At 45.5% G+C, this 20,185-nt stretch carries 19 protein-coding genes, 2 CRISPR repeat arrays and 1 riboswitch; of the genes, 16 read left to right on the top strand and 3 right to left on the bottom strand.

Annotation, left to right across the window (positions count from 1 at the left end; all coding sequences use genetic code 11):
- The first annotated feature begins 49 nt into the window (after positions 1 to 49).
- Together M3202_RS20405 and M3202_RS20400 are read left to right on the top strand one after the other, a co-directional pair.
- A complete protein-coding gene (locus M3202_RS20405) occupies positions 50 to 391 on the top strand; it encodes a DUF5665 domain-containing protein (RefSeq protein ID WP_251225068.1) in 342 nt (113 codons plus the stop codon).
- A 25-nt stretch (positions 392 to 416) separates the two neighbouring features.
- Positions 417 to 863 carry a DUF948 domain-containing protein gene (locus M3202_RS20400; protein WP_251225067.1) on the top strand — a complete coding sequence of 149 codons (447 nt, stop codon included), beginning with the start codon at positions 417 to 419 and terminating at the stop codon, positions 861 to 863.
- A 185-nt stretch (positions 864 to 1,048) separates the two neighbouring features.
- Here the strand turns inward: M3202_RS20400 and M3202_RS20395 are convergent, their stop codons facing one another.
- Positions 1,049 to 2,281 carry an aminopeptidase gene (locus tag M3202_RS20395; protein ID WP_251225066.1) on the bottom strand — a complete coding sequence of 411 codons (1,233 nt, stop codon included), beginning with the start codon at positions 2,279 to 2,281 and terminating at the stop codon, positions 1,049 to 1,051.
- A 113-nt stretch (positions 2,282 to 2,394) separates the two neighbouring features.
- Positions 2,395 to 2,438: riboswitch (PreQ1 riboswitch) on the top strand.
- Positions 2,439 to 2,557: 119 nt separating this feature from the next.
- On the opposite strand from M3202_RS20395, the gene queC reads away from it, so the two are divergent.
- The 7 genes from queC (at position 2,558) to M3202_RS20360 (ending at position 7,245) form a co-directional block, all read left to right on the top strand.
- Positions 2,558 to 3,226, top strand: coding sequence for a 7-cyano-7-deazaguanine synthase QueC (gene queC, locus M3202_RS20390; RefSeq protein ID WP_251225065.1), 669 nt, complete (start codon positions 2,558 to 2,560; stop codon positions 3,224 to 3,226).
- On the top strand, positions 3,223 to 3,648 hold the full coding sequence (gene queD, locus M3202_RS20385; protein ID WP_251225064.1) for a 6-carboxytetrahydropterin synthase QueD: 426 nt from the start codon (positions 3,223 to 3,225) through the stop codon (positions 3,646 to 3,648). Before queC ends, queD begins: the two co-directional genes overlap by 4 nt.
- Positions 3,645 to 4,358 (top strand): 7-carboxy-7-deazaguanine synthase QueE, encoded by a 714-nt coding sequence (gene queE, locus M3202_RS20380; RefSeq protein WP_251225063.1) that lies wholly within the window; start codon positions 3,645 to 3,647, stop codon positions 4,356 to 4,358. Before queD ends, queE begins: the two co-directional genes overlap by 4 nt.
- A gap of 17 nt (positions 4,359 to 4,375) precedes the next feature.
- The gene (gene queF / locus M3202_RS20375; RefSeq protein WP_251193444.1) at positions 4,376 to 4,873 is read left to right on the top strand and encodes a preQ(1) synthase; all 498 of its coding nucleotides are present in this window, start codon (positions 4,376 to 4,378) and stop codon (positions 4,871 to 4,873) included.
- A 774-nt stretch (positions 4,874 to 5,647) separates the two neighbouring features.
- The gene (locus M3202_RS20370) at positions 5,648 to 6,130 is read left to right on the top strand and encodes a PaaI family thioesterase (RefSeq protein WP_251225062.1); all 483 of its coding nucleotides are present in this window, start codon (positions 5,648 to 5,650) and stop codon (positions 6,128 to 6,130) included.
- Between the two features lie 43 nt (positions 6,131 to 6,173).
- Positions 6,174 to 6,635, top strand: a complete 462-nt coding sequence (locus M3202_RS20365) for a hypothetical protein (RefSeq protein WP_251225061.1) — start codon at positions 6,174 to 6,176, stop codon at positions 6,633 to 6,635.
- A 103-nt stretch (positions 6,636 to 6,738) separates the two neighbouring features.
- Positions 6,739 to 7,245 carry a DinB family protein gene (locus tag M3202_RS20360; protein ID WP_251225060.1) on the top strand — a complete coding sequence of 169 codons (507 nt, stop codon included), beginning with the start codon at positions 6,739 to 6,741 and terminating at the stop codon, positions 7,243 to 7,245.
- A 129-nt stretch (positions 7,246 to 7,374) separates the two neighbouring features.
- Here the strand turns inward: M3202_RS20360 and M3202_RS20355 are convergent, their stop codons facing one another.
- On the bottom strand, positions 7,375 to 9,282 hold the full coding sequence (locus tag M3202_RS20355) for a heavy metal translocating P-type ATPase (RefSeq protein ID WP_251225059.1): 1,908 nt from the start codon (positions 9,280 to 9,282) through the stop codon (positions 7,375 to 7,377).
- Positions 9,283 to 9,631: 349 nt separating this feature from the next.
- On the opposite strand from M3202_RS20355, the gene M3202_RS20350 reads away from it, so the two are divergent.
- From M3202_RS20350 to M3202_RS20320, 7 genes are all read left to right on the top strand, one after another.
- Positions 9,632 to 9,784 (top strand): hypothetical protein, encoded by a 153-nt coding sequence (locus tag M3202_RS20350; RefSeq protein ID WP_251225058.1) that lies wholly within the window; start codon positions 9,632 to 9,634, stop codon positions 9,782 to 9,784.
- 396 nt (positions 9,785 to 10,180) lie between these two features.
- Positions 10,181 to 12,216: direct repeats of the CRISPR family, unit length 32 nt; unit sequence GTCGCACTCTTTGTGAGTGCGTGGATTGAAAT.
- Positions 12,217 to 12,548: 332 nt separating this feature from the next.
- The gene (locus M3202_RS20345; RefSeq protein ID WP_251225057.1) at positions 12,549 to 13,289 is read left to right on the top strand and encodes an SDR family NAD(P)-dependent oxidoreductase; all 741 of its coding nucleotides are present in this window, start codon (positions 12,549 to 12,551) and stop codon (positions 13,287 to 13,289) included.
- Positions 13,290 to 13,521: 232 nt separating this feature from the next.
- Positions 13,522 to 14,295: an IclR family transcriptional regulator gene (locus M3202_RS20340; RefSeq protein ID WP_251225056.1), complete on the top strand. Its 774-nt coding sequence runs from the start codon at positions 13,522 to 13,524 to the stop codon at positions 14,293 to 14,295.
- 4 nt (positions 14,296 to 14,299) lie between these two features.
- A complete protein-coding gene (locus M3202_RS20335) occupies positions 14,300 to 15,073 on the top strand; it encodes an SDR family NAD(P)-dependent oxidoreductase (protein ID WP_251225055.1) in 774 nt (257 codons plus the stop codon).
- A gap of 33 nt (positions 15,074 to 15,106) precedes the next feature.
- On the top strand, positions 15,107 to 16,135 hold the full coding sequence (locus M3202_RS20330) for a zinc-dependent alcohol dehydrogenase (RefSeq protein ID WP_251225054.1): 1,029 nt from the start codon (positions 15,107 to 15,109) through the stop codon (positions 16,133 to 16,135).
- 33 nt (positions 16,136 to 16,168) lie between these two features.
- Positions 16,169 to 17,110, top strand: coding sequence for a fumarylacetoacetate hydrolase family protein (locus tag M3202_RS20325; RefSeq protein WP_251225053.1), 942 nt, complete (start codon positions 16,169 to 16,171; stop codon positions 17,108 to 17,110).
- A gap of 284 nt (positions 17,111 to 17,394) precedes the next feature.
- Positions 17,395 to 17,961: a CRISPR direct-repeat array (repeat unit 32 nt; unit sequence ATCGCACTCTTTGTGAGTGCGTGGATTGAAAT).
- Positions 17,962 to 18,312: 351 nt separating this feature from the next.
- Positions 18,313 to 19,047: a Fic family protein gene (locus tag M3202_RS20320; RefSeq protein WP_251225052.1), complete on the top strand. Its 735-nt coding sequence runs from the start codon at positions 18,313 to 18,315 to the stop codon at positions 19,045 to 19,047.
- A 142-nt stretch (positions 19,048 to 19,189) separates the two neighbouring features.
- Here the strand turns inward: M3202_RS20320 and M3202_RS20315 are convergent.
- Positions 19,190 to 19,965 (bottom strand): IS5 family transposase gene (locus tag M3202_RS20315; RefSeq protein ID WP_251225081.1). Its coding sequence is split into 2 segments (ribosomal slippage): positions 19,190 to 19,647 and positions 19,647 to 19,965, totalling 777 coding nucleotides; the frame shifts between segments, so codons are not numbered across the junction.
- Positions 19,966 to 20,185: the final 220 nt, after the last annotated feature.

Here is a 20,185-nt window from a genome sequence, read left to right as displayed (position 1 = left end):
GTCAAGGGTAAAAAGAGGTATGCGACTCAAGTAAGAAAGGAGTGGTCACATGCCTCTGACTGCCGAGCAGGAGAAACGGAAGCTTCCACCAAAGCATCGGAAGGATGAGAAGCGGGCCGAGGAAAATGAGCGCTTTGAAAAGCTGTTAAATAAGCTGGAAGAGATGACCACAAACGGCCGCCTGAAGGACATGGCCTATCACTTTACGAACAAAAAAGAGGTGATTAAGGTCAATTTGCTCGCCGGCATTTCGCGCGGAGTCGGACTGACGATCGGCACAGCTCTGTTTATTGCCCTGCTCGTTTTTCTGTTAAGCCAGATGATTTCTTTGCCGGTTATCGGGGAATCAATCGCTAATTTACTTGAAATTGTGGAACAATATCGAGAATGATAACGACAAACATTGAGGTGATTGGATGGATTGGTTAGGGATTGGAGTATTTATTATCGCGCTTGGATTTGCTGTATTGGTCGGATTTCTCATCCCGGTTTTACGCAAGCTGACAAACACGCTTGACAAGACGGCGACGACTGTCGCCCAGGCCGAGAAAACATTGCAGGATGTCACAAGCGAAACGAAGCTTGTCTTATATAATACAAATGAGACATTGATCGACATCAACCATAAAGTCGCGAAGCTCGACCCGGTATTCGACATCGTCGAAGAAGCGGGAAAAGCCGCCCATCATCTGACGTCGACTGTTTCGGCTTACACGTTTGAGCGCAGTGAGCAGGCGAAAGCGGGAATCGACGCAGCTGAACGGAAAAATGTTAAAGGGTTGATGAAGTCGATCGCCTTCCTTTACTATTTACGCAAAGCAAATAAAGCGAGAACAGAGAAAAAAACCGCCGCGCTCTCCTAAACGGAAATAAGAAGAGGCCACCCCGCAAGCGTAGAATTATCTTGCGGGGTGGCCTTTTTGAACGCCATCGTTTACTAAAAGGATCCGCTTTGCAAGAAGGAGGGCTCCTTCTTGCAAAGGCTGTGCCGAAGACATGTAAACGCAAAGCGCAGACGTTGCTCTTGACTGCGGGATTACGGCAAAATTTAAAACGCCCAGTTTCCGTTACGGAAAATCGGCTCGCGCTTGCCGTCCTCGTAGACGCCGTCAATGTTCATATCGGCTTCTCCGATCATGAAATCGACATGAGTCAGGCTTGTATTCAAGCCGCTTTTCTCCAGCTCTTCTTTGCTCATTTCCTTCCCGCCTTCAATGCAGAACGCATAGGCGCTGCCCAGCGCGAGATGGTTCGAAGCATTTTCGTCAAAGAGCGTGTTGTAAAAAATAATATTCGTGTCAGAAATCGGCGAGCGATGCGGGACAAGCGCGACCTCACCGATGTAACGGGCCCCTTCGTCCGTGTCGAGCAGCCGCTTCAACGTTTCATAGCCTTCCTCGGCTTTAAAGTCGATTACTTTGCCGTCTTTAAACGTTAACGAAAAATTATTAATCAGCGTGCCGCCGTAATTCAACGGTTTTGTACTTGAAACCGTGCCGTTGACGCCGGTCTTTTTCGCCGAGGTAAACACTTCCTCTGTCGGCATGTTGGCGACGAACGGAATCCCTTCCTTGTTGACGCTGCCGCCGCTGACCCAAATATGAGTTTTCGGCAGCTCAATCACGAGATCCGTTCCTTCCGCCATGTAATGCAAGGCATGATAGTGCTTGTCATTTAAGGCATGCATTTTCTCATCCAATGTGGCGAGGTGCGTTTGCCATGCCTCGACCGGGTCAGCCTCGTTAATCCGCGTGGCTGCAAAAATGGCATCCCACAGCTTATTGACCGCTTCTTCCGTCGTGGCGTCCGGGAAAACCTTTTTCGCCCAGCCTTCAGACGGAACACCGACAATCGACCAGCTGATTTTGTCGGACGTAATGTAGGAACGGAAGCCCTCCATTGCTTTTCCGCTCGCTTTGTTGGCGTTGGCGACACGCTCCGGATCGACATCCTTTAACAGGTCGGGATCGGAGCCGGTAATGCTTAAAAAAGCTGCCCCGTTCGCCGCAAGCTCTTCATACCCTTTCGCGATCCATTCCGGATATTCATGAAAGGCATCGTCAGGAGCAAGCTCATATTTTGTCTTAATCAGTGCTTCGTCGCTCCAGTCGACATGCACATGTTTTGCTCCGGCCTGATAGGCTTTTTTGGCGACGGCGCGGACAAGCTCGACGGCTGTCAGCGGCGTGCGGACGACCAATGTTTGACCTGGCTGAATATTAACGCCGACTTTAACAGCGAGCTCGGCGTACTTTTCAATCTTTTCCTGAAAGCTGCTCATATTCATTCCTCATTTCTGTATCATATCTGTCATGATGATTTTACCAAAAATTTCACGAAAGGCAAAAGGATAGCCGCGGGCGGGTCATCTATGCTATGATTAAGGCTGAATGAAATCAAGAGGTTCGCAAACTCCCTCTATAAAAAACTATGCTGAAACTGTGCCTTGTACAGTTTTCTTGTTATGTCCGGATTTGTTCCTGATTGATCGTGAAAAACGGAACTGATCCGATGACTGGAGTTTATCGGATGCTCTTTCTCAAAGGAGAAATGAGAGATGAAAGATGAAAAAGCAGTCGTCGTGTTCAGCGGCGGCCAGGATAGCACGACCTGTTTACTATGGGCGTTAAAACAATTTAAAGAAGTGGCGACCGTCACATTTGACTATGGTCAGCGCCATGCTGATGAGATCAATTGCGCACGGGAAATTGCTGAGGAGCTCGGTGTGTCGTTCCATGTGCTCGATATGAAGCTGATTAATCAGCTGTCGGCCAATGCCCTTACCCGCAGCAATATTGAAGTGAAGGAAGGGGAAAATGGCGGTCTGCCATCAACCTTTGTCCCGGGGAGAAACCATCTCTTCTTATCGTTCGCTGCGGTGTATGCCGATGCGATCGGCGCGCGTCATCTGATCACCGGCGTCTGTGAAACCGATTTTAGCGGCTACCCCGACTGTCGTGACAGTTTTATTAAATCATTGAACGTCACCTTAAATTTGGCGATGGATGCCCAGTTTGTCATCCATACCCCGTTAATGTGGCTGAATAAAAAGGAAACGTGGGCGCTCGCCGATGAGCTTGGCGCGCTCGACTTTGTTAGAGAAAAGACGCTCACTTGCTATGAAGGAATCCGCGGTGACGGCTGCGGCGAATGTCCGGCCTGCAAGCTGCGTCGCCAGGGACTGGAAAGCTATCTCGCTGACAAGAGCGGAGGTGAAAGCGCATGATCCAGCAATTTTATCCGCAGGTTCCTCACTCGTACCGTTATGAGCTGAATAAAGATATGCACCTTGCCGCTGCGCACTTCATTCCCGATGAACGGGCCGGACAGTGCCAGGAGATGCACGGGCACACATATTTTATCAATCTTACCATTGCCGGGGATTCGTTGGACGAGCTTGGCTTTCTCGTCAATTTTAAACGGCTGAAGGAAATTGTCCATAAACGCTATGACCATACGCTCCTGAACGATCATGCAGAATATGAAGCGGTCGCGCCAACGACCGAACGGGTTGCCGAGCAAATTTGGAAGGCGGTCCAGCAGGAGCTTGTGACTCTGCCGAACAAGCCGAACTGCCTCCAAGTCGTCGTGCGGGAAACACCGACGAGCTATGTCGTCTACCGGCCGAAAGCGGAGGAATTGCAATGAAAATTCCGGTAATGGAACTATTCGGTCCGACGATTCAAGGGGAAGGCATGGTCATCGGCCAAAAAACGATGTTTGTCAGAACAGGCGGCTGTGATTATTCCTGCTCGTGGTGTGATTCGAGCTTTACATGGGATGGCAGCGCGCGCAGCACGCTGATGGAGACGGAAGCGATTGTCAGTGAATTGGAGAAGATCGGGGGAGAGCGCTTTTCCCATGTGACGATCTCCGGCGGAAACCCTGCGCTCCATAAAGGAATCGGCGAGCTGATTGAGCTTTGTCATCAACGCGGCTGGAAGGTCGCCGTTGAAACCCAGGGCTCCCTTTGGCAGGACTGGATGCTGGCGATTGATGATGTCACGATCTCGCCGAAGCCGCCGAGCTCCGGTATGGAAACGGATTTTGCCAAGCTTGATCATTATATCGAACAGCTGACAGCCGCCAGCTCAAACGCCAGCCTAAAGGTCGTCATCTTTGATGAAGCTGACTTCACTTATGCCGAACACGTCCACAAACGTTACCCGGCGGTTCCGTTCTTTCTTCAGATCGGCAATGATGATAGTACGACAACCGATGACGAGGCGCTGGTCGCCAAGCTGCTCTCAAGATTTGAATGGCTGATTGAGCGCACGATTGAATCGAAGGAAATGAATGACGTCAAAGTACTGCCGCAGCTTCATACCCTGCTTTGGGGCAACAAACGCGGCGTTTAATCAAGGAGGAACGACAGATGAGTGGTCGAAGTGAACAAGAGTTAGAAGGAGTCAATCTATTAGGCAACCAGGGAACAAGCTATGAATTCTCATATAATCCAAAGCTGCTCGAAGCGTTTGAAAATAAGCACGCCTACCGCGATTATTTTGTGAAATTCAACTGCCCTGAGTTCACATCGCTTTGTCCGAAAACAAATCAACCGGACTTCGCGACGATTTACATCAGCTACATTCCCGATAAAAAAATGGTCGAAAGCAAGTCGCTGAAGCTTTATTTGTTCAGCTTCCGCAACCACGGCGATTTCCACGAGGACTGCATGAACATCATTCTCAACGACCTCGTCGAGCTAATGGACCCGCGCTATATCGAAGTATGGGGCAAATTCACGCCACGCGGCGGCATTTCAATTGACCCGTACACCAACTACGGCAAGCCCGGCACAAAATACGAAAAAATCGCCGAGCATCGCCTGATGAACCATGATATGTATCCGGAGACGGTTGATAATCGGTAAAAGGAAGAAAGAGTTCCTTGTAAATGAAAAAGTGACCAAAAATAAGAGCATCCCAAAAGGCACAGTCAAAAACCTACCTTTTGGGGTGTTTTCTTATGGTTAAATCTAGCTCTACTTTTAAGTTTCGCGTTGTACGAGAGTACCTAGGGCTTTCTGTGGCTTGATTAGTGGTATAAGAGGCTGAGGAAAGGTTTTTTACCTTTTTCCAGCCTCTAAGTATCATTATCTATTTTAAAACCGGCTAAAGAATGGGTTATTCTGAAGCAGAACCATAAAAATCACCACGATAAAAATCGTTTGGGCTGTTTTATTTTCATTCTCTTTCTTATTAGTGGCAACGCGATATGTATGAATGATCATGAGGATCACGGTTGTAAACCATAAGAGATAAGAAAACATGGCTATAGCCTCTGAATGACTCCGTACGCACCGCGTACATATGCCCCATCGTTCCATATTTTAGTTGCAGTATATGCTGTCACACTCATGAAAACCCTCCTTTGTTCTCTACAGTTAACATCTTAACAAATTTTTGGAATTTTCGTAATGGTAATTGATAAAATCAATATAAAATGCATGGATAAAGCGGTTATAAAGTATCGATTATTAGATTTGTTTTACTGAGTGCAAAAAATTATGCCTGACAGTATCGTTAGCAAAAAGCTGATATGTAACATCTAAAGTAAGTCATAAGTTTTACCGAAATACGCTAATTCTTACGGTATAATAAGATGACGAAGATGTCTGAAATTTTAGGATGGTGGTGTTGGAAAGATGCTTGATAAACTTATGAATGATCTTGAAGGATTGTCTGCTGAACAAGTAAAAGAAATTGAGAGAGTCGTCCAGCTCTACAAGCTTCCTTTTGAAGCAAAAGACGATAAAAGAGCCAGACTTCATTATTTTGCGAGATTTTTAGGAATTGATTGGGGAGATGACGGGGAGTTAGTCATGGAACTGGGGCAGTTTAATGAAAATACATATGGTGTAGCTCAAGGCGGAGCGCTTTATACGTTAGCGGATATAAGTATCGGAATGAACATCGTGAATGAATTGAAGAAAGACCAAGAAGTATACACACTTGAAATGAAAATGAATTTTATCAAAAAAGGTGTAGGCAGTAAAGTATATGCGAAAACGAAATTTTTACACCGAGGACAAACAACGGTTGTCGCAGAATGTCAAATCACTGATGATAATGAAAGCCTTGTCGCCCATAGTCTTGGAACATTCTATATTGTGAATAAGAAAAAGTAACAAAGAGGAAAGGTCGAAGATTACCGTGTGAAGGAGGGGGAATGTGAAGAAAAACGTTTGGCTTTCTGTTCTGTTTTTTGCGATCATGGCAGCCAGTGTTTATTGCGTCTTGAAGCTAAATCCTCCAATAGAGATCGGAACCCTTGGGGCAAGCGAGGACAATAAATCAGTAGTTGTTGGTATTAGCAATCAAGGCTATCGTGACGTGGACATCGTAGAGGTATGGATAAATCATGATCAGAAGCCTTTAAAGACAGGATTACAAGTCAGCAATGCCTCACAAGGTTTCATCATAACCGATGATTTTACAGGTGAAGAAGCGGAAAAATACCGTTTTACCGAGATGAAGGAAGCAGCCATAAAAAGAGCAGCTTCCCCTTATTCTGAAAAAGATGAAATCTATGGCGTTAGTGTGATTCATAACGAAGAAGTAAAGACGGTTCATATTAGATACCGCTATTTTGGAATGATCTTTACGGATACTGTAGATTTTGCAGCATTCTAATGAGTTTACTTCCCGGATGGAAAATTGAATGTATAATAAAGAATGTAGCTTCTTAGAAAAACGATAACGATTAATTGAATGATGAATAAGGAGAGTGATGAACATGTATGGAACGGTCGAAGAATTTCTGAACGATTGGAAAGAGGAAGCTGATCTCACACGACAGGTGCTTGACAAGCTGACAGACGCCTCATTAAGCCAGGCAGTGTCAGAGGCACAGCCGCGTACGCTCGGTGAAATCGCCTGGCATATTGTCCAGAGCGTTAGCGTATTTCTTAATCATCTTGGTCTGGAACAGGAAATTCCGGCAGTTGAAGAAAGCTCTGCAGCGGCTATCGTCAAAGCTTATAGCAGTACGAGCGAATCAGCGATTGCCGAATTTACTAGAAAATGGGCGGGGCAGGACAATAAGCTCGTTGAGGAAGTGAAGCTGTTTGGTTTCATTGATACTACGTATGCTGGTGTGCTTGACAAACTTATCCGTCACCAGATTCATCATCGCGGTCAGCTCACCATTCTGATGAGACAGGCGGGACTGGTAGCGCCAGGTGTGTACGGACCGAATGAAGAAGAAACAGCCGCAATGAAAGCGGCAAGAGAGCAGTCTTAGAGGTTAAGCGCTGTCACTTGATAACTACATGCCGATTAATTTGATTGGAAAACAGGTGAGTTGTCAGGGAGGAAAGCGGATGAAAAAGGAGCGGTCTCAAGCTATGTTGAGAGCGCTCCTGCTGTTTTACTATCCTTTTAACAGCCGTAATCCGTTTACTATCACAAGAATCGTGCTGCCTTCATGGCCGATTACACCGAGGGGCAAATCTACTATTTGCATGAAATTCGAGGCAATTAACAGCGCGACAACACTCAATGAAAAGACAATGTTTTGTTTAATGATCCGGTTCATTTTCTTCGAGCGCTTCACCGCTTCGGCTAAGCGCGGCAAATCATTTTTCATTAAAACGACATCGGCGGTTTCAAGGGCGACATCGGTGCCGTCTCCCATCGCGACACCGACATTGGCTGTCGCCAGAGCGGGGGCGTCATTAATCCCGTCTCCGACCATCGCCACCGTACCGAATTGCCGTTGCAGCTCTTTAATATGGCTTACTTTCTTTTCCGGCAGACAGGCCGCTTCATAATGAGTCAATCCGCTTTCAGCGGCGATCGCTTTCGCGGTCTGTTCGCTGTCTCCCGTCAGCATCACCGGCGTAATCCCTTCTTTTCGCAGCGCCTCAATGGCCGCGACGGCTTCAGGACGAATGGAATCCTTTAAAGCGATCACGCCGGCAATTCCCTTGTCATCCTTAATAAAGACGACGGTCTTCCCCTCGGCCGCGAGGCGCTCTGCCACATTATTATGAAATGCAGCTGCTTCCTGTTCGCCGACAAAGGCGGCGCTTCCGGCTTTCCACTGCCCGTCAGCGAACAGTCCCTGAACCCCGTAGCCCGAAATGTCTTCCATCTGTTCCGGCTTCGTAATGCCATCCGTTAACTGTGGCTCGCTGTAGGCGACAATCGCTTGCGCCAGTGGATGGTTTGAATATGTTTCAAGAGAGGCGACGTGAAAGAAAAAGGAATGCTGCTTCAGTCCATCACGGATAACGACATCGGTTACTTCCGGACTGCCGTTCGTCAGCGTTCCGGTTTTATCGAAGGCAATTGCTTTAAGGTGGCCGAGGTTCTCGATATGAACCCCGCCTTTAAACAAAATTCCCCGTTTGGCGCTGCTTGAAATGGCTGACAATGTCGCCGGCATAATGGAAGCGACGAGGGCGCACGGCGAGGCGACAACCAACAAAATCATCGCCCTGTAAAAGGTTTCCGTCCAGCTCCAGCCAAGCACGTAATGCGGCAAAACCATCATGACCGCAACGACAAGCAAGACAACTTTGACGTAAGTGCCTTCCATTCGCTCAATAAAAAGCTGGGAGGGCGATTTCTCGCTCTGTGCGGTTTGCACCATATGAATAATGCGCTGAAACAGCGTTTCGCTCAGGGGCTTCGTCACTTTGACGAGAATCGTTCCTCTTACATTGACCGTTCCTGCGAATACTTCATCACCTTTCGCTTTTACTACCGGAATCGCTTCTCCAGTGATCGCAGCTTCATCAAAGGTTGTCTCCCCGTCAATCAGTTCACCGTCAGCCGGCACTCGTTCACCGGCTCTAATAATAATGACATCATTGACCCGCAACGACTCGATGGGAATACTCGTTTCCACTCCGTCCTCGAAGCGGACCGCTTTCTCCGGCTGTAAGCTCATTAAAGCCGATATTTCTTTCTTGCTTTTGTTCATCGTGTACGTTTCTAACGCTCCGCTTAAGGAAAAAATTAAAATTAAAATCGCGCCCTCTACCCAATAGCCGATCAATGCTGAGCCGACCGCGGCCAGCACCATTAACATTTCAACATTTAATTTTCGGTGTTCGAGCGTGTCAATAATGCCTTCCTTTGCTTTCGCGAATCCGCCAATTCCAAAGGCGAGCACATAAGCAAGCACAGAAAGTCCGGCATAGCCATATTGTGAAAGAAGCCATCCGGTTAAAATGAAAAGCCCGGCGAGAAGAGCAAAAATCAGCTCCCAATGGGTTTGGAATTGACTCCATAATTTGAATGGTCTTGTTGGATGTTGTGTGTCTGCAATCATCGTATTCTCTCCTCCTGAAATTCTCAACTAGGTGAATTAATACCTTTTAATTGAGAATAAAAATCATTACTTGTGAGCTTTTTACGTCTTTTTAAAAGCTTATAAAGCATTATAACATAAATTTTATTTATTTTAATATGATAATTATTATCATTAGATAATTGGTTGTTAAGCCTAGAAATAATGATTATTAATAAGAGTTAGAATGACGGTAATGAGTACATAAGAGGAAAAAATGAAAAAATGGGTAAGAATTTATGGAGACAAGCAGGTACAACTGTAACGGTAAGTACCATCTTGATGGGATGTTCTTCAGAGATTTCCGGTAATCAAGTGGACCAGCTACAAAATGAAGATGATTCAGACCATGGCTGGGAACTCGATTTACTTTTGGGCATGTTCAGAAGGAGCAATTGCTGATGAGGAAGAATTAGGGGTATTAGAAGTTGAAGAAGAAGGTACACTTGGCTCAACCTCCTTACATATTGCTTTCCAATTTTAATTTGGCGCTTGACTTAGAAATTAATTGACTTAATAAACATTAACAAGCTTAAAAAGACTTAATCTGAGGGGCTCACAGGAGTACAAAAACAATTGAATGAGAGACGAAATTGTGTAAATATAGAATAAAGCGAAGTCTGATGGGGGAGGTGGAAAGCCGATCTTCTTTAAGGTCAACGCTATTATTATTATTGGCGTTTATGGAGCGAAACTGCTTTAGTGCGAACCCCAAGCTCACATAAAATCCCGGGGAGGTTCGCACCAAAAACAAAGGGTAATATGGAATAGTGTGTGATAAAATGTGATAAATTGGGTAGAAATATTAAAAAACAGCCCAAAAAGAGCGAAAACTTCCCACTCTGCGACTAGACATGCCCCAAAACCGGGAATTTTCGCTGTCGCACTCTTTGTGAGTGCGTGGATTGAAATTCGCCCTTACCACAAAGCATTGTACTCAAACTCAAGTCGCACTCTTTGTGAGTGCGTGGATTGAAATACTAAAATACTCATTGTTGTCCTCAAAATCGTAAGGTCGCACTCTTTGTGAGTGCGTGGATTGAAATCAGTTACGTGTAAGTTAGGTTACTTGGGTGCAGAAGGTCGCACTCTTTGTGAGTGCGTGGATTGAAATAACTCCACCCATTCCGAAAACGGAATTTTATAGTGTCGCACTCTTTGTGAGTGCGTGGATTGAAATTCCTAGCTCCCGTCCGACCGCCATGTACTCGCCGGTCGCACTCTTTGTGAGTGCGTGGATTGAAATACAAGTGCTTTGATTAATAAATCCCCGCTAAACTGTCGCACTCTTTGTGAGTGCGTGGATTGAAATTTCATCATCCGCACTTAGGGCTCCCTGCTGGTTGGTCGCACTCTTTGTGAGTGCGTGGATTGAAATATCTTTGTTCACCTCAGGAATATCATCATATATCGTCGCACTCTTTGTGAGTGCGTGGATTGAAATCGAGGTGGTTCGTTCAGCGAATGCGGGGGCGAAGGTCGCACTCTTTGTGAGTGCGTGGATTGAAATTTACCCTCCATGTTTAGACAAAATTTGTTAGTTTTGTCGCACTCTTTGTGAGTGCGTGGATTGAAATAAAATAAATAAAACTAAAATAAACAAAAAGAAAGGAGTCGCACTCTTTGTGAGTGCGTGGATTGAAATTGTTTTGTCATATTCAAATTCAATGTGCTGCATCGTCGCACTCTTTGTGAGTGCGTGGATTGAAATAAAAAGCTGTTTCAGCAGCCTGCCAATCCATTTGTCGCACTCTTTGTGAGTGCGTGGATTGAAATCAAAATAAGTGAAATACCTTCTGTCAAATCACGAACGTCGCACTCTTTGTGAGTGCGTGGATTGAAATATCAGCACAATTCGAACAGACGATATTATTGTCAGTCGCACTCTTTGTGAGTGCGTGGATTGAAATAATAGCGAAATATCTGATTTTGCAAAAGATATGTTGTCGCACTCTTTGTGAGTGCGTGGATTGAAATATCTGTCAACGTATCGTAGAGAATGCTTTCATACGTCGCACTCTTTGTGAGTGCGTGGATTGAAATTCATACCGACACCCTCCCCTTTATCGCAGGATGATCGTCGCACTCTTTGTGAGTGCGTGGATTGAAATCTGAGCTTATCGAGTGCCGGTCGCTCCAAAAACTCTCGTCGCACTCTTTGTGAGTGCGTGGATTGAAATCGGGATAGACACTGAACGATTCGCTCGTCAAGTGTCTCGTCGCACTCTTTGTGAGTGCGTGGATTGAAATTTCAACGAATCTCTTAACACTCTGCTCGTGACCAGGTCGCACTCTTTGTGAGTGCGTGGATTGAAATCCGTTTGGTCTCGCGTAATAGATAACGCCATGAGCGTCGCACTCTTTGTGAGTGCGTGGATTGAAATCTCAAGTCAACGCCACTTCGGCTGAAGTCACAGGGGGTCGCACTCTTTGTGAGTGCGTGGATTGAAATATATGCGCTTGTCAAGCGTGGTGGCATCCTGCCGCGTCGCACTCTTTGTGAGTGCGTGGATTGAAATCTCTTTCTACCATTTATGAAATGTTGTCAATTATGTCGCACTCTTTGTGAGTGCGTGGATTGAAATGTACAAGATGTGGAAAAAATTATTGATTTTTTTGTCGCACTCTTTGTGAGTGCGTGGATTGAAATATTCCATTTGAGGCGATTACGGAATTCCAAAATAGTCGCACTCTTTGTGAGTGCGTGGATTGAAATGGAGCGCTACTAATCGTAAAGGGTTGCGTCGATCGTCGCACTCTTTGTGAGTGCGTGGATTGAAATATGGCCCTGTTGGAGCTCCTTATGACATTGTACCGGTCGCACTCTTTGTGAGTGCGTGGATTGAAATAAAACGAAATTAAAATGGCGCATAGAAATGAATATTTCGCACTCTTTGTGAGTGCGTGTATTGAAATACGAGTCGGGGTTAGACTTTATGAAGCAATTCCTTGCACTCTATATGAGTGCAAGGATTGAAACCTCCTCTTCGCATGTCGTCACTATTGGACAATTGCGTTACCTCTACGTAATTCAAGCTCTCTTTAGGTTAAATACCTCTACTAAGCCAATCCTTGTCCTTCTCTGTTTTTCTTCCATAAAACCAGCATCTTCTACCAAGCCCATAGTCTGATTTGCGATCACATGCCGGCTTCACCAATTCAATCGTTCTCTTCCAATTAGCAGGGGATTTGAGGGGCCATGCCGAAAATAGTAGAGGAAAAATTAATGGTGAAGGCAGGCGAAAAAGATGAGTCTTAAAGGGAAAACGGCAATTATTACAGGTGGAGGTACGGGGATTGGCCGGGCGACGGCTCTTCGTTTAGCGGAGAAAGGGGTCAATATCGTCGTTAATTATTCACGCTCTGAACAGGAAGCGCAGGCGACGCTGGAGGAAATAAAAGCGCTTGGAGTGAATGGTTTTGTGTTTCGCGCCAACGTGGCGGAGGAAGGCGAAATTGAAGCAATGGTCGAAGAAACGATAAAGACCTTTGGCCAAATTGATATTCTAGTCAACAATGCCGGGACGACTGATTTTGTCGAGCTTGATGATCTGGCCGGGCTTCGCAGCGAGCATTGGGACCGCGCTTTTTCCGTCAATACAAAAGGAGTCTTTATGGTCAGTCGGGCTTGTGCCGACCATTTGAAGAAAAGCAAAGGAGCGATTGTTAATATTACCTCAATAGCGGGCTTAACAGGGGCCGGCAGCTCGATTGCCTATGCCGCTTCAAAGGCGGCGGCGATTAGCGTGACGAAATCTTTAGCCCGTGTACTGGCACCGGATGTCAGAGTTAACGCCATTGCGCCGGGCATCGTGATGACACGCTGGGTTGAAGGAAAAGAGGATCACGTTGAACGCTTATCGGCCGGTACACCACTAGGCAGAGCTTCAACGCCGGAAGATATTGCGGAAGTTGCACTCGGGCTAGTTGAAAATGCTGGATTCGTAACAGGGCAGACGATCGTTGTTGATGGGGGATTCACATTATAGTCGTCTGAAGCTTAAGCGGTTTCATTATTGTCCGAGGAGGATTATCAGGTTCGCCCGCCTGATGATGCTTCCTCTTTTTTCTTTTTGTTTCTGCTAACTTATAAAAAAATGATATGAATTTTTAGAATATAATATTGAAAGCGGTTACTTTATATGCTATATTAATGTTGCCATATAAAACAAGGTTTATTATACAAAACCTTAACGATGGCGTTTTGGAGGTTTTAAGCTAATGACAAGAAAATACTGGGTTCCTGCGATTGAGCGGGCTGATAAAATAATCGCCCTTCTCGCACAGGAGCCTTCAAGCCTCAGATTAATGGATCTCGCTAATCGGCTTGATATTCATAAAAGCTCAATGTACTCTCTGTTGTCGACGTTAGAATCTTTAGGCTGGGTCACAAAGGAAAAAGGGGATACATACGCTCTCGGACCGACTTTGGGAGTGATCAGCGCTTCGTACTTTCGTCAATTCAACCTGATGCAATCGTTTCATCAGGAAGCGAGAATGACTGTTCGTCATGTCGGAGAAGCGGTACAATTAGCGATGCTTGATCGCCGGGATGTCGTATATCTCGCCAAAGAAGAAAGCGCTTTACCGATGCGGCTCGTTTCTGATCCGGGTATGCGCTTTGCTGCTTATGCAACAGCGCTTGGCAAAATTCAGCTGTCTCATTTACCGGCAGAAGAGCTGGACGATCTCTTTCCTGAAGAGGAGCTGGAGCCGAAAACAAAGTATACGGTGGCAACGCGAACAGAGCTGTATGAACAGCTTGAGCGTATCAGGCAGCAGCAAATAGCGGTCGATCGCGATGAAGCGGTGGAAGGATTTTGTTGCGTGGCTGCCCCAATTTACAACCATACCAACAAAATGATCGCCGCGGTAAGTATATCGATGAGTTCCACAGTCTGGAAAGAAAAAGAAGAGCTGGCGAGGGAAGAGATCATCCGCCTGGGACAGCGCATCTCCCAACATGCCGGCTATCAAAAGGAAGAGAGAGGATGAGACGATGAGACTCGAAAAAAAAGTTGTTTTGATTACCGGATCAGGCTCAGGGATTGGAAGAAGCACAGCCAAGTTATTCGCGGCTGAAGGAGCCAAATTGATTATTAACGATTTATCGAAAGAGGATGGCGAAGCAACGGTTCAGGCGATTCGCGAAGAGGGCGGAGAGGCGATTTTCATTCAAGCCGATGTCACGAAAGCCGATGAAGTAGAGGCGATGATCAATGAAGCGACTGACAAGCTCGGCGCGATTGACGTTCTGTTTAATAACGCCGGCATCTCCGGAGTCGGCCCGCTGCACGAGCTTAGTGAGGAGCTGTGGGACAGGGTCGTCAACGTCAATATGAAAGGCGTGTTTTTACCGTCCAAATATGTCCTGCCGCAAATGATCGATCGCAAGCAAGGAAATATCATTAATATGTCCTCGACAATCGCGGAAATCGGCTTGATGAACCGCGCTGTCTATGCGGCGACAAAAGGAGCGGTGCTCGCGCTGACAAAATCGATGCAGGTTGATTATGCTCCTTACAATATCCGCGTAAATGCACTTCTTCCGGGGACGATATTAACGCCATTCGTGGAGAACTATTTAAAGAATTCCTATGATGATCCGGAAGAAGGGCTTGCCACGATCCGGAAACGTCAGCTTAGCGGCGATCTCGGCCGTCCGGAAGATGTGGCTCGCGCCGCCTTATTCCTTGCTTCAGATGAATCGAAATTTATGATGGGCTCGCCTCTCTACATTGATGGTGGAGTTACCTTCGGGAAGATGGCGTAAGCCCTGTAAAAAATCAGGAAAAGAGGGTCAATGATGAAAGCAGTTGTCAAAACAGAACGCACGCATGGTGGTGTACAGGTTCTTGATGTTCCTACCCCAACAATAGGAGAAAATGAAGTACTCGTCAAAATTAAAAATGCCTCGATTTGCGGCTCGGATGTCCACGCGTATCATTTTGCGCCTACTCACCATTTCATCCAGCCTCCCGTTATCATGGGACACGAGTGCTCGGGCGAGGTTGCCGAGGTTGGAGCGCAAGTAAAGGACTTTAAACCGGGAGACCGTGTCGTGATTGAAGCGATTAATTATTGCGGAAAATGTGAAAGCTGCCTTCGTGGCAACCGTCATATTTGCAATGAATTTCAAATTCGCGGAATGCATCGTGACGGAATTTTTGCCGAGTATGTCGCAGTTCCGCCAGCAGATTTACATAAAATCCCCGACTCATTGTCGTTTGAAAAAGCATGTCTCGTCGAACCGACTTCCGTGCTGACGCATGCTGTTTTGGACCGAAGCAATATTAGAGCCGGCGACCTTGTCCTCGTCACTGGACCTGGCCCGATCGGAATTTTGGCGGCGCAAATGGTTAAAGCGGTTGGCGCAGAACCGGTCGTTGTTGGAATTGATTCCGACGAAGAAATCCGTCTTCCGATTGCGAGAGAGCTCGGCTGCCAAACAATCAATGTCAGCCAGCAATCGATCACTGACGCCTTGCAGGAGCTGTATGGACGTCAAACCGTGCACGCGGTGCTTGAGTGTTCAGGGGCATCACCGATTTTTCAGACGACTCTCGATGTCGTTGCAAAGGGAGGAAGCATTACGTTAATCGGCTTATTTGCCAAGCCGGTCGAAGCGAATCTTTCCATTGCCGTGCGTAAGGAAATTACGATTTATACGAGCTTCGCGTCAACTTGGTTTGATTTTGAACGGGCGATCAAAATGCTCGATCAAGGCTTAATCCAAACCGATAAACTCGTCGCTTATTATGATCCTGAGGATGCGGTTCAGGCGTTTGAAGATGCTATCGCCAAAAAAGTACCGAAGCCCGTTTTCCGCTTTTAATCAATGACTATATGAATCTAGGAGGAAGAGACAATGAAATTAGCAACGTTTACGACAAATGGAATTACGAGACTTGGAGCATTAGTAAATGAGCAGATGATCGATTTAAATTATGGCTATACTCTTTTGCTGTCTGATCAAGGTGTGACAAGTCCATACGCGCTTGCCGATGCGATCGTCCCATCTGACATGAACCGTTTTCTTGAAAAAGGGGACGAAGCATTAAAAGCGGCTGAAGAAGTCATTGCGCTAGTTGCAGATGGTGAAAAGGAAGGGCCAAATGGCGAGAAAATCGTTTACACTGAGAAAGAAGTGACGCTTCAGGCGCCAGTTCCGAAAGCCGGAAAGCTCGTCTGTGTCGGACTCAACTATCTCGACCACTGTGAAGAAACGGGAATGGACGTGCCGAAATCACCTGTCATCTTCTCAAAGTACAGCAATGCGATCATCGGACCGGATGAAGAAATCCTCTTACCAGTAAATTCAAGCGAAATCGATTATGAAGCCGAATTCGCCTTCGTCATCGGCAAAAAGGCGAAAAAAGTCAGCAAAGAAGAAGCAATGGACTATGTCGCCGGCTACACGATTATCAATGACGTCAGCGCGCGCGATATTCAGCTTGGCGACGGCCAGTGGGTACGAGGCAAATCGCCGGACACCTTTGCTCCAATGGGGCCGGTCCTCGTCACAAAAGATGAAATCGAGGATCCGCACAAGCTCGACATCAAGCTGACACTCAATGGGGAAATATTGCAGGATTCCAACACAAAAAATCTCATTTTTGACATCCCGTACATCCTGTCCTATCTATCACAATCAATGACCTTCGAACCAGGCGATGTCATCGCCACAGGAACACCTCCTGGCGTCGGTATGTCCCGCACCCCGCAAGTGTGGCTCAAGCCAGGCGATGAAGTCATCGTCGAAGTAGAAAAAGTCGGCAAGCTCCGCAACACCGTCGCAGCCGATAAATAAGACGACTAAAGGATCGGATCAAGTGCTAATTAACACTCGATCCGATCCTTTTCATATACAAATATTCAGAATAAGGTAAAATAAAGACAGAGCATCACTCACCAAAACCTTTCCAGTGCGAACCCGAAGCTCCCATAAAATCCCTGGGAGGTTCGCACCAAAAAACGACCGAATTGTGTGCTATTATGTAATAAATAATGAGGGAATTAAGTGAATTTCAACTCAAACAAGCAACATCGCCTCATTTAGTGAAAATAACTTCAAAAAACTAGGCGATTTTGGCTATCGCACTCTTTGTGAGTGCGTGGATTGAAATAGCTGCAACATTAGATTTGACCGCATTCCGGAGGAATCGCACTCTTTGTGAGTGCGTGGATTGAAATACACCAGTCATATTCCAATTCCTTTGCAACCTCTCATCGCACTCTTTGTGAGTGCGTGGATTGAAATAGGATGAAGGTTTTGACGTTACTATCTTTGATAAATCGCACTCTTTGTGAGTGCGTGGATTGAAATCTAAACAAGACCCTTACAGCTTCACCTGATACACTCATCGCACTCTTTGTGAGTGCGTGGATTGAAATCTAAACAAGACCCTTACAGCTTCACCTGATACACTCATCGCACTCTTTGTGAGTGCGTGGATTGAAATATAGCAATGCAATCTTTGATGATTTTGATGCAGTTATCGCACTCTTTGTGAGTGCGTGGATTGAAATCTTCGACTTATTGTAAACCCTTGTTTGTAAATACATCGCACTCTTTGTGAGTGCGTGGATTGAAATCAGCATCTGCAATGGTGTAGGCTTGAGAATTGGCATCGCACTCTTTGTGAGTGCGTGGATTGAAATTCACCCCCTTATGCCAATTTGGAATATAGTCTAAAATCGCACTCTATTGTGAGTGCGTGGATTGAAATTTAATCGTGCAATGGGAGAAGCTTATAACGCAAATCGCACTCTTTGTGGGTGCGTGGATTGAAATTCGGTGACGTGTGCTATATTATTCGGCCCCTTTCATCGCACTCTTTGTGAGTGCGTGGATTGAAATGGTGATTAAATGATATATACCAAGTGTTAAATAAAATAGTTGTTGTCCTCTCTATAAGAGCAGGAATTTTAAAAATTGAATAGTTGGGAACTATAAATATATCTACTACCGCACTTTTTGTGAGTGCGTGGATTGAAGGTGAGAAATAACTGATGTCCCTATTTAGTGAAATTGATCGATTAAAGGAAGAATTGGATACTTATCGACCTTTGCCAACAGAGACAATCCAGTCTCTCAAAAAGGATTTTTTAGTGAAAAATACATACCACTCAAATGCGATTGAAGGAAATACATTAACGATCTATGAAACGAAAGCGATTTTAGAAGACGGGGTAACCGTTGGGGGGAAATCGTTAAGAGAGCATTTAGAAATTATTAATCATAGGGAAGCGAGTTTGTATATGGAAGAGCATCTCCATCAACCGCTATCTGAAAAGTTCATCAAGGACACTCACGCAATTGTGCTAGCTGGAATTGATCGGGAAGCAGCCGGAACATATCGAAAAGAAGAGGTGCAAATTTCAGGTGCATCACACAAGGTTACACCAAGCTATCACATTCCAGCGGAAATGAACAACTTGATGAAATGGTATGAAGAAAGTGAGAAACTTCATCCGGTAGAGCGGGCTAGTCTGCTTCACAGTCAATTTGTAAACATTCATCCGTTCAGAGATGGGAATGGGCGCACGGCACGGTTGCTACTGAATTTTGTATTACTATCTTCTGGTTACCTGCCTATTATGTTCAAAGTGGAAAATCGAATCAAATACTATGAAGCCTTAGATATAGCTGGCTTCAAAGGGAATTATCAACCATTTATCAGTATGGTAACTGAATTGGAAAGAGAAAGCTTAAATCAATATTTAGAACTAATTTCAAAAAAATGAACTGGTGCGAACCCTAAGCACACATAAAATCCCTAGGGGGTTCGCACCAAAATTCTTTTGAAATATGGATAAATTTGTGACAAAATGTAATAAAACGGATTAAAATATTGAGGAACAGAACTAGGTCGTGTCTGAAAACTCATCACAGAGTCAATTTGAAAATGGCGGCTATGTATACAAATGACAAGAATGATTTTGCCAGTTTGTCATAACGAGTGGACACGCGGCGAAAATGCTTGATTTTATTGAAGAAGCACTCAACCAAGTGACGCTCTTTGTACCGATACCAATCGACTTTCCATGGATTTTGATTATTCGCCTTTGGGGGAATGGTATAGGATGCTTGCTTAGCCGTAATCCAATTTCGAATCGCCTCTGAGCCATAGGCTTTGTCGCCAAGAATATGACTTCCTGTAATATCAAATTCTTGAAGTAAATTGATCGCTGGTACGGAATCATAGACTTGACCACCTGTCAAAAGAAAAGCGAGGGGATTTCCTAATCCATCGACGACGGTATGAATTTTTGTTGTCTTTCCACCACGACTGACGCCGATGTGTTGATTGACTTCATGTCCATCTGCGTTTTTTTTGCACCCGCACTGTGTTGGTGGGCTTTGATCGATGTAGAATCAATGCTCAGGTTTTCAAAATCCGGTTCAATGTGAAGGGCTTGGAAGATGGCGATAAGTAGTCCCGAATCTCTCCATTTGCATAAGCGACTGTAGGCCGTTTTCCATGAGCCATAACGTTCTTCCGGCAAATCTCGCCATGCCGCACCACTTCGAGCGATCCAAAGAAAAGCATTAAACATCGTGCGATTACTTAGTTTTGTCGGACGTCCTGTTTGATAGGGAGGGAACATGTCCTTTATTTGTTCCCACTGTTCATCGTTTATTTCGTACCGTCTTTGAGTCATGCTCGTTGCTCCATTCGTTTTTCTCATATCATACCACATGATTCTTTAGTTTTCAGACACGTCCTAAAAACAGCGAAAAATCACTAATTTCTATACTCAAACTTCGCAGACTGAAATTGATAAATAAGCCTTGATATAGGTAGGCAGACCGCTAATCCATTGCTGAAGTTGACTTTTCATCCATTTTTGAATAGTTTTATTTGACTTTTTAAGGGTATCT

It is taken from the genome of Halalkalibacter oceani, from assembly GCF_023715605.1.
Lineage (GTDB): Bacteria > Bacillota > Bacilli > Bacillales > Bacillaceae_D > Halalkalibacter > Halalkalibacter oceani.
The sequence above is the reverse complement of the archived record's forward strand: the minus strand, read 5'-3'. Positions and strand labels throughout refer to the sequence as shown.

Excerpts from the sequence above, each read along its gene's own strand:
- M3202_RS20405 (WP_251225068.1), top strand. The coding sequence starts at position 50 with ATGCCTCTGACTGCCGAGCAGGAGAAACGGAAGCTTCCACCAAAGCAT.
- M3202_RS20400 (WP_251225067.1), top strand. The coding sequence starts at position 417 with ATGGATTGGTTAGGGATTGGAGTATTTATTATCGCGCTTGGATTTGCT.
- M3202_RS20395 (WP_251225066.1), bottom strand. The coding sequence starts at position 2,281 with ATGAGCAGCTTTCAGGAAAAGATTGAAAAGTACGCCGAGCTCGCTGTT.
- queC (WP_251225065.1), top strand. The coding sequence starts at position 2,558 with ATGAAAGATGAAAAAGCAGTCGTCGTGTTCAGCGGCGGCCAGGATAGC.
- queD (WP_251225064.1), top strand. The coding sequence starts at position 3,223 with ATGATCCAGCAATTTTATCCGCAGGTTCCTCACTCGTACCGTTATGAG.
- queE (WP_251225063.1), top strand. The coding sequence starts at position 3,645 with ATGAAAATTCCGGTAATGGAACTATTCGGTCCGACGATTCAAGGGGAA.
- queF (WP_251193444.1), top strand. The coding sequence starts at position 4,376 with ATGAGTGGTCGAAGTGAACAAGAGTTAGAAGGAGTCAATCTATTAGGC.
- M3202_RS20370 (WP_251225062.1), top strand. The coding sequence starts at position 5,648 with ATGCTTGATAAACTTATGAATGATCTTGAAGGATTGTCTGCTGAACAA.
- M3202_RS20360 (WP_251225060.1), top strand. The coding sequence starts at position 6,739 with ATGTATGGAACGGTCGAAGAATTTCTGAACGATTGGAAAGAGGAAGCT.
- M3202_RS20355 (WP_251225059.1), bottom strand. The coding sequence starts at position 9,282 with ATGATTGCAGACACACAACATCCAACAAGACCATTCAAATTATGGAGT.
- M3202_RS20350 (WP_251225058.1), top strand. The coding sequence starts at position 9,632 with ATGAAGATGATTCAGACCATGGCTGGGAACTCGATTTACTTTTGGGCA.
- M3202_RS20345 (WP_251225057.1), top strand. The coding sequence starts at position 12,549 with ATGAGTCTTAAAGGGAAAACGGCAATTATTACAGGTGGAGGTACGGGG.
- M3202_RS20340 (WP_251225056.1), top strand. The coding sequence starts at position 13,522 with ATGACAAGAAAATACTGGGTTCCTGCGATTGAGCGGGCTGATAAAATA.
- M3202_RS20335 (WP_251225055.1), top strand. The coding sequence starts at position 14,300 with ATGAGACTCGAAAAAAAAGTTGTTTTGATTACCGGATCAGGCTCAGGG.
- M3202_RS20330 (WP_251225054.1), top strand. The coding sequence starts at position 15,107 with ATGAAAGCAGTTGTCAAAACAGAACGCACGCATGGTGGTGTACAGGTT.
- M3202_RS20325 (WP_251225053.1), top strand. The coding sequence starts at position 16,169 with ATGAAATTAGCAACGTTTACGACAAATGGAATTACGAGACTTGGAGCA.
- M3202_RS20320 (WP_251225052.1), top strand. The coding sequence starts at position 18,313 with ATGTCCCTATTTAGTGAAATTGATCGATTAAAGGAAGAATTGGATACT.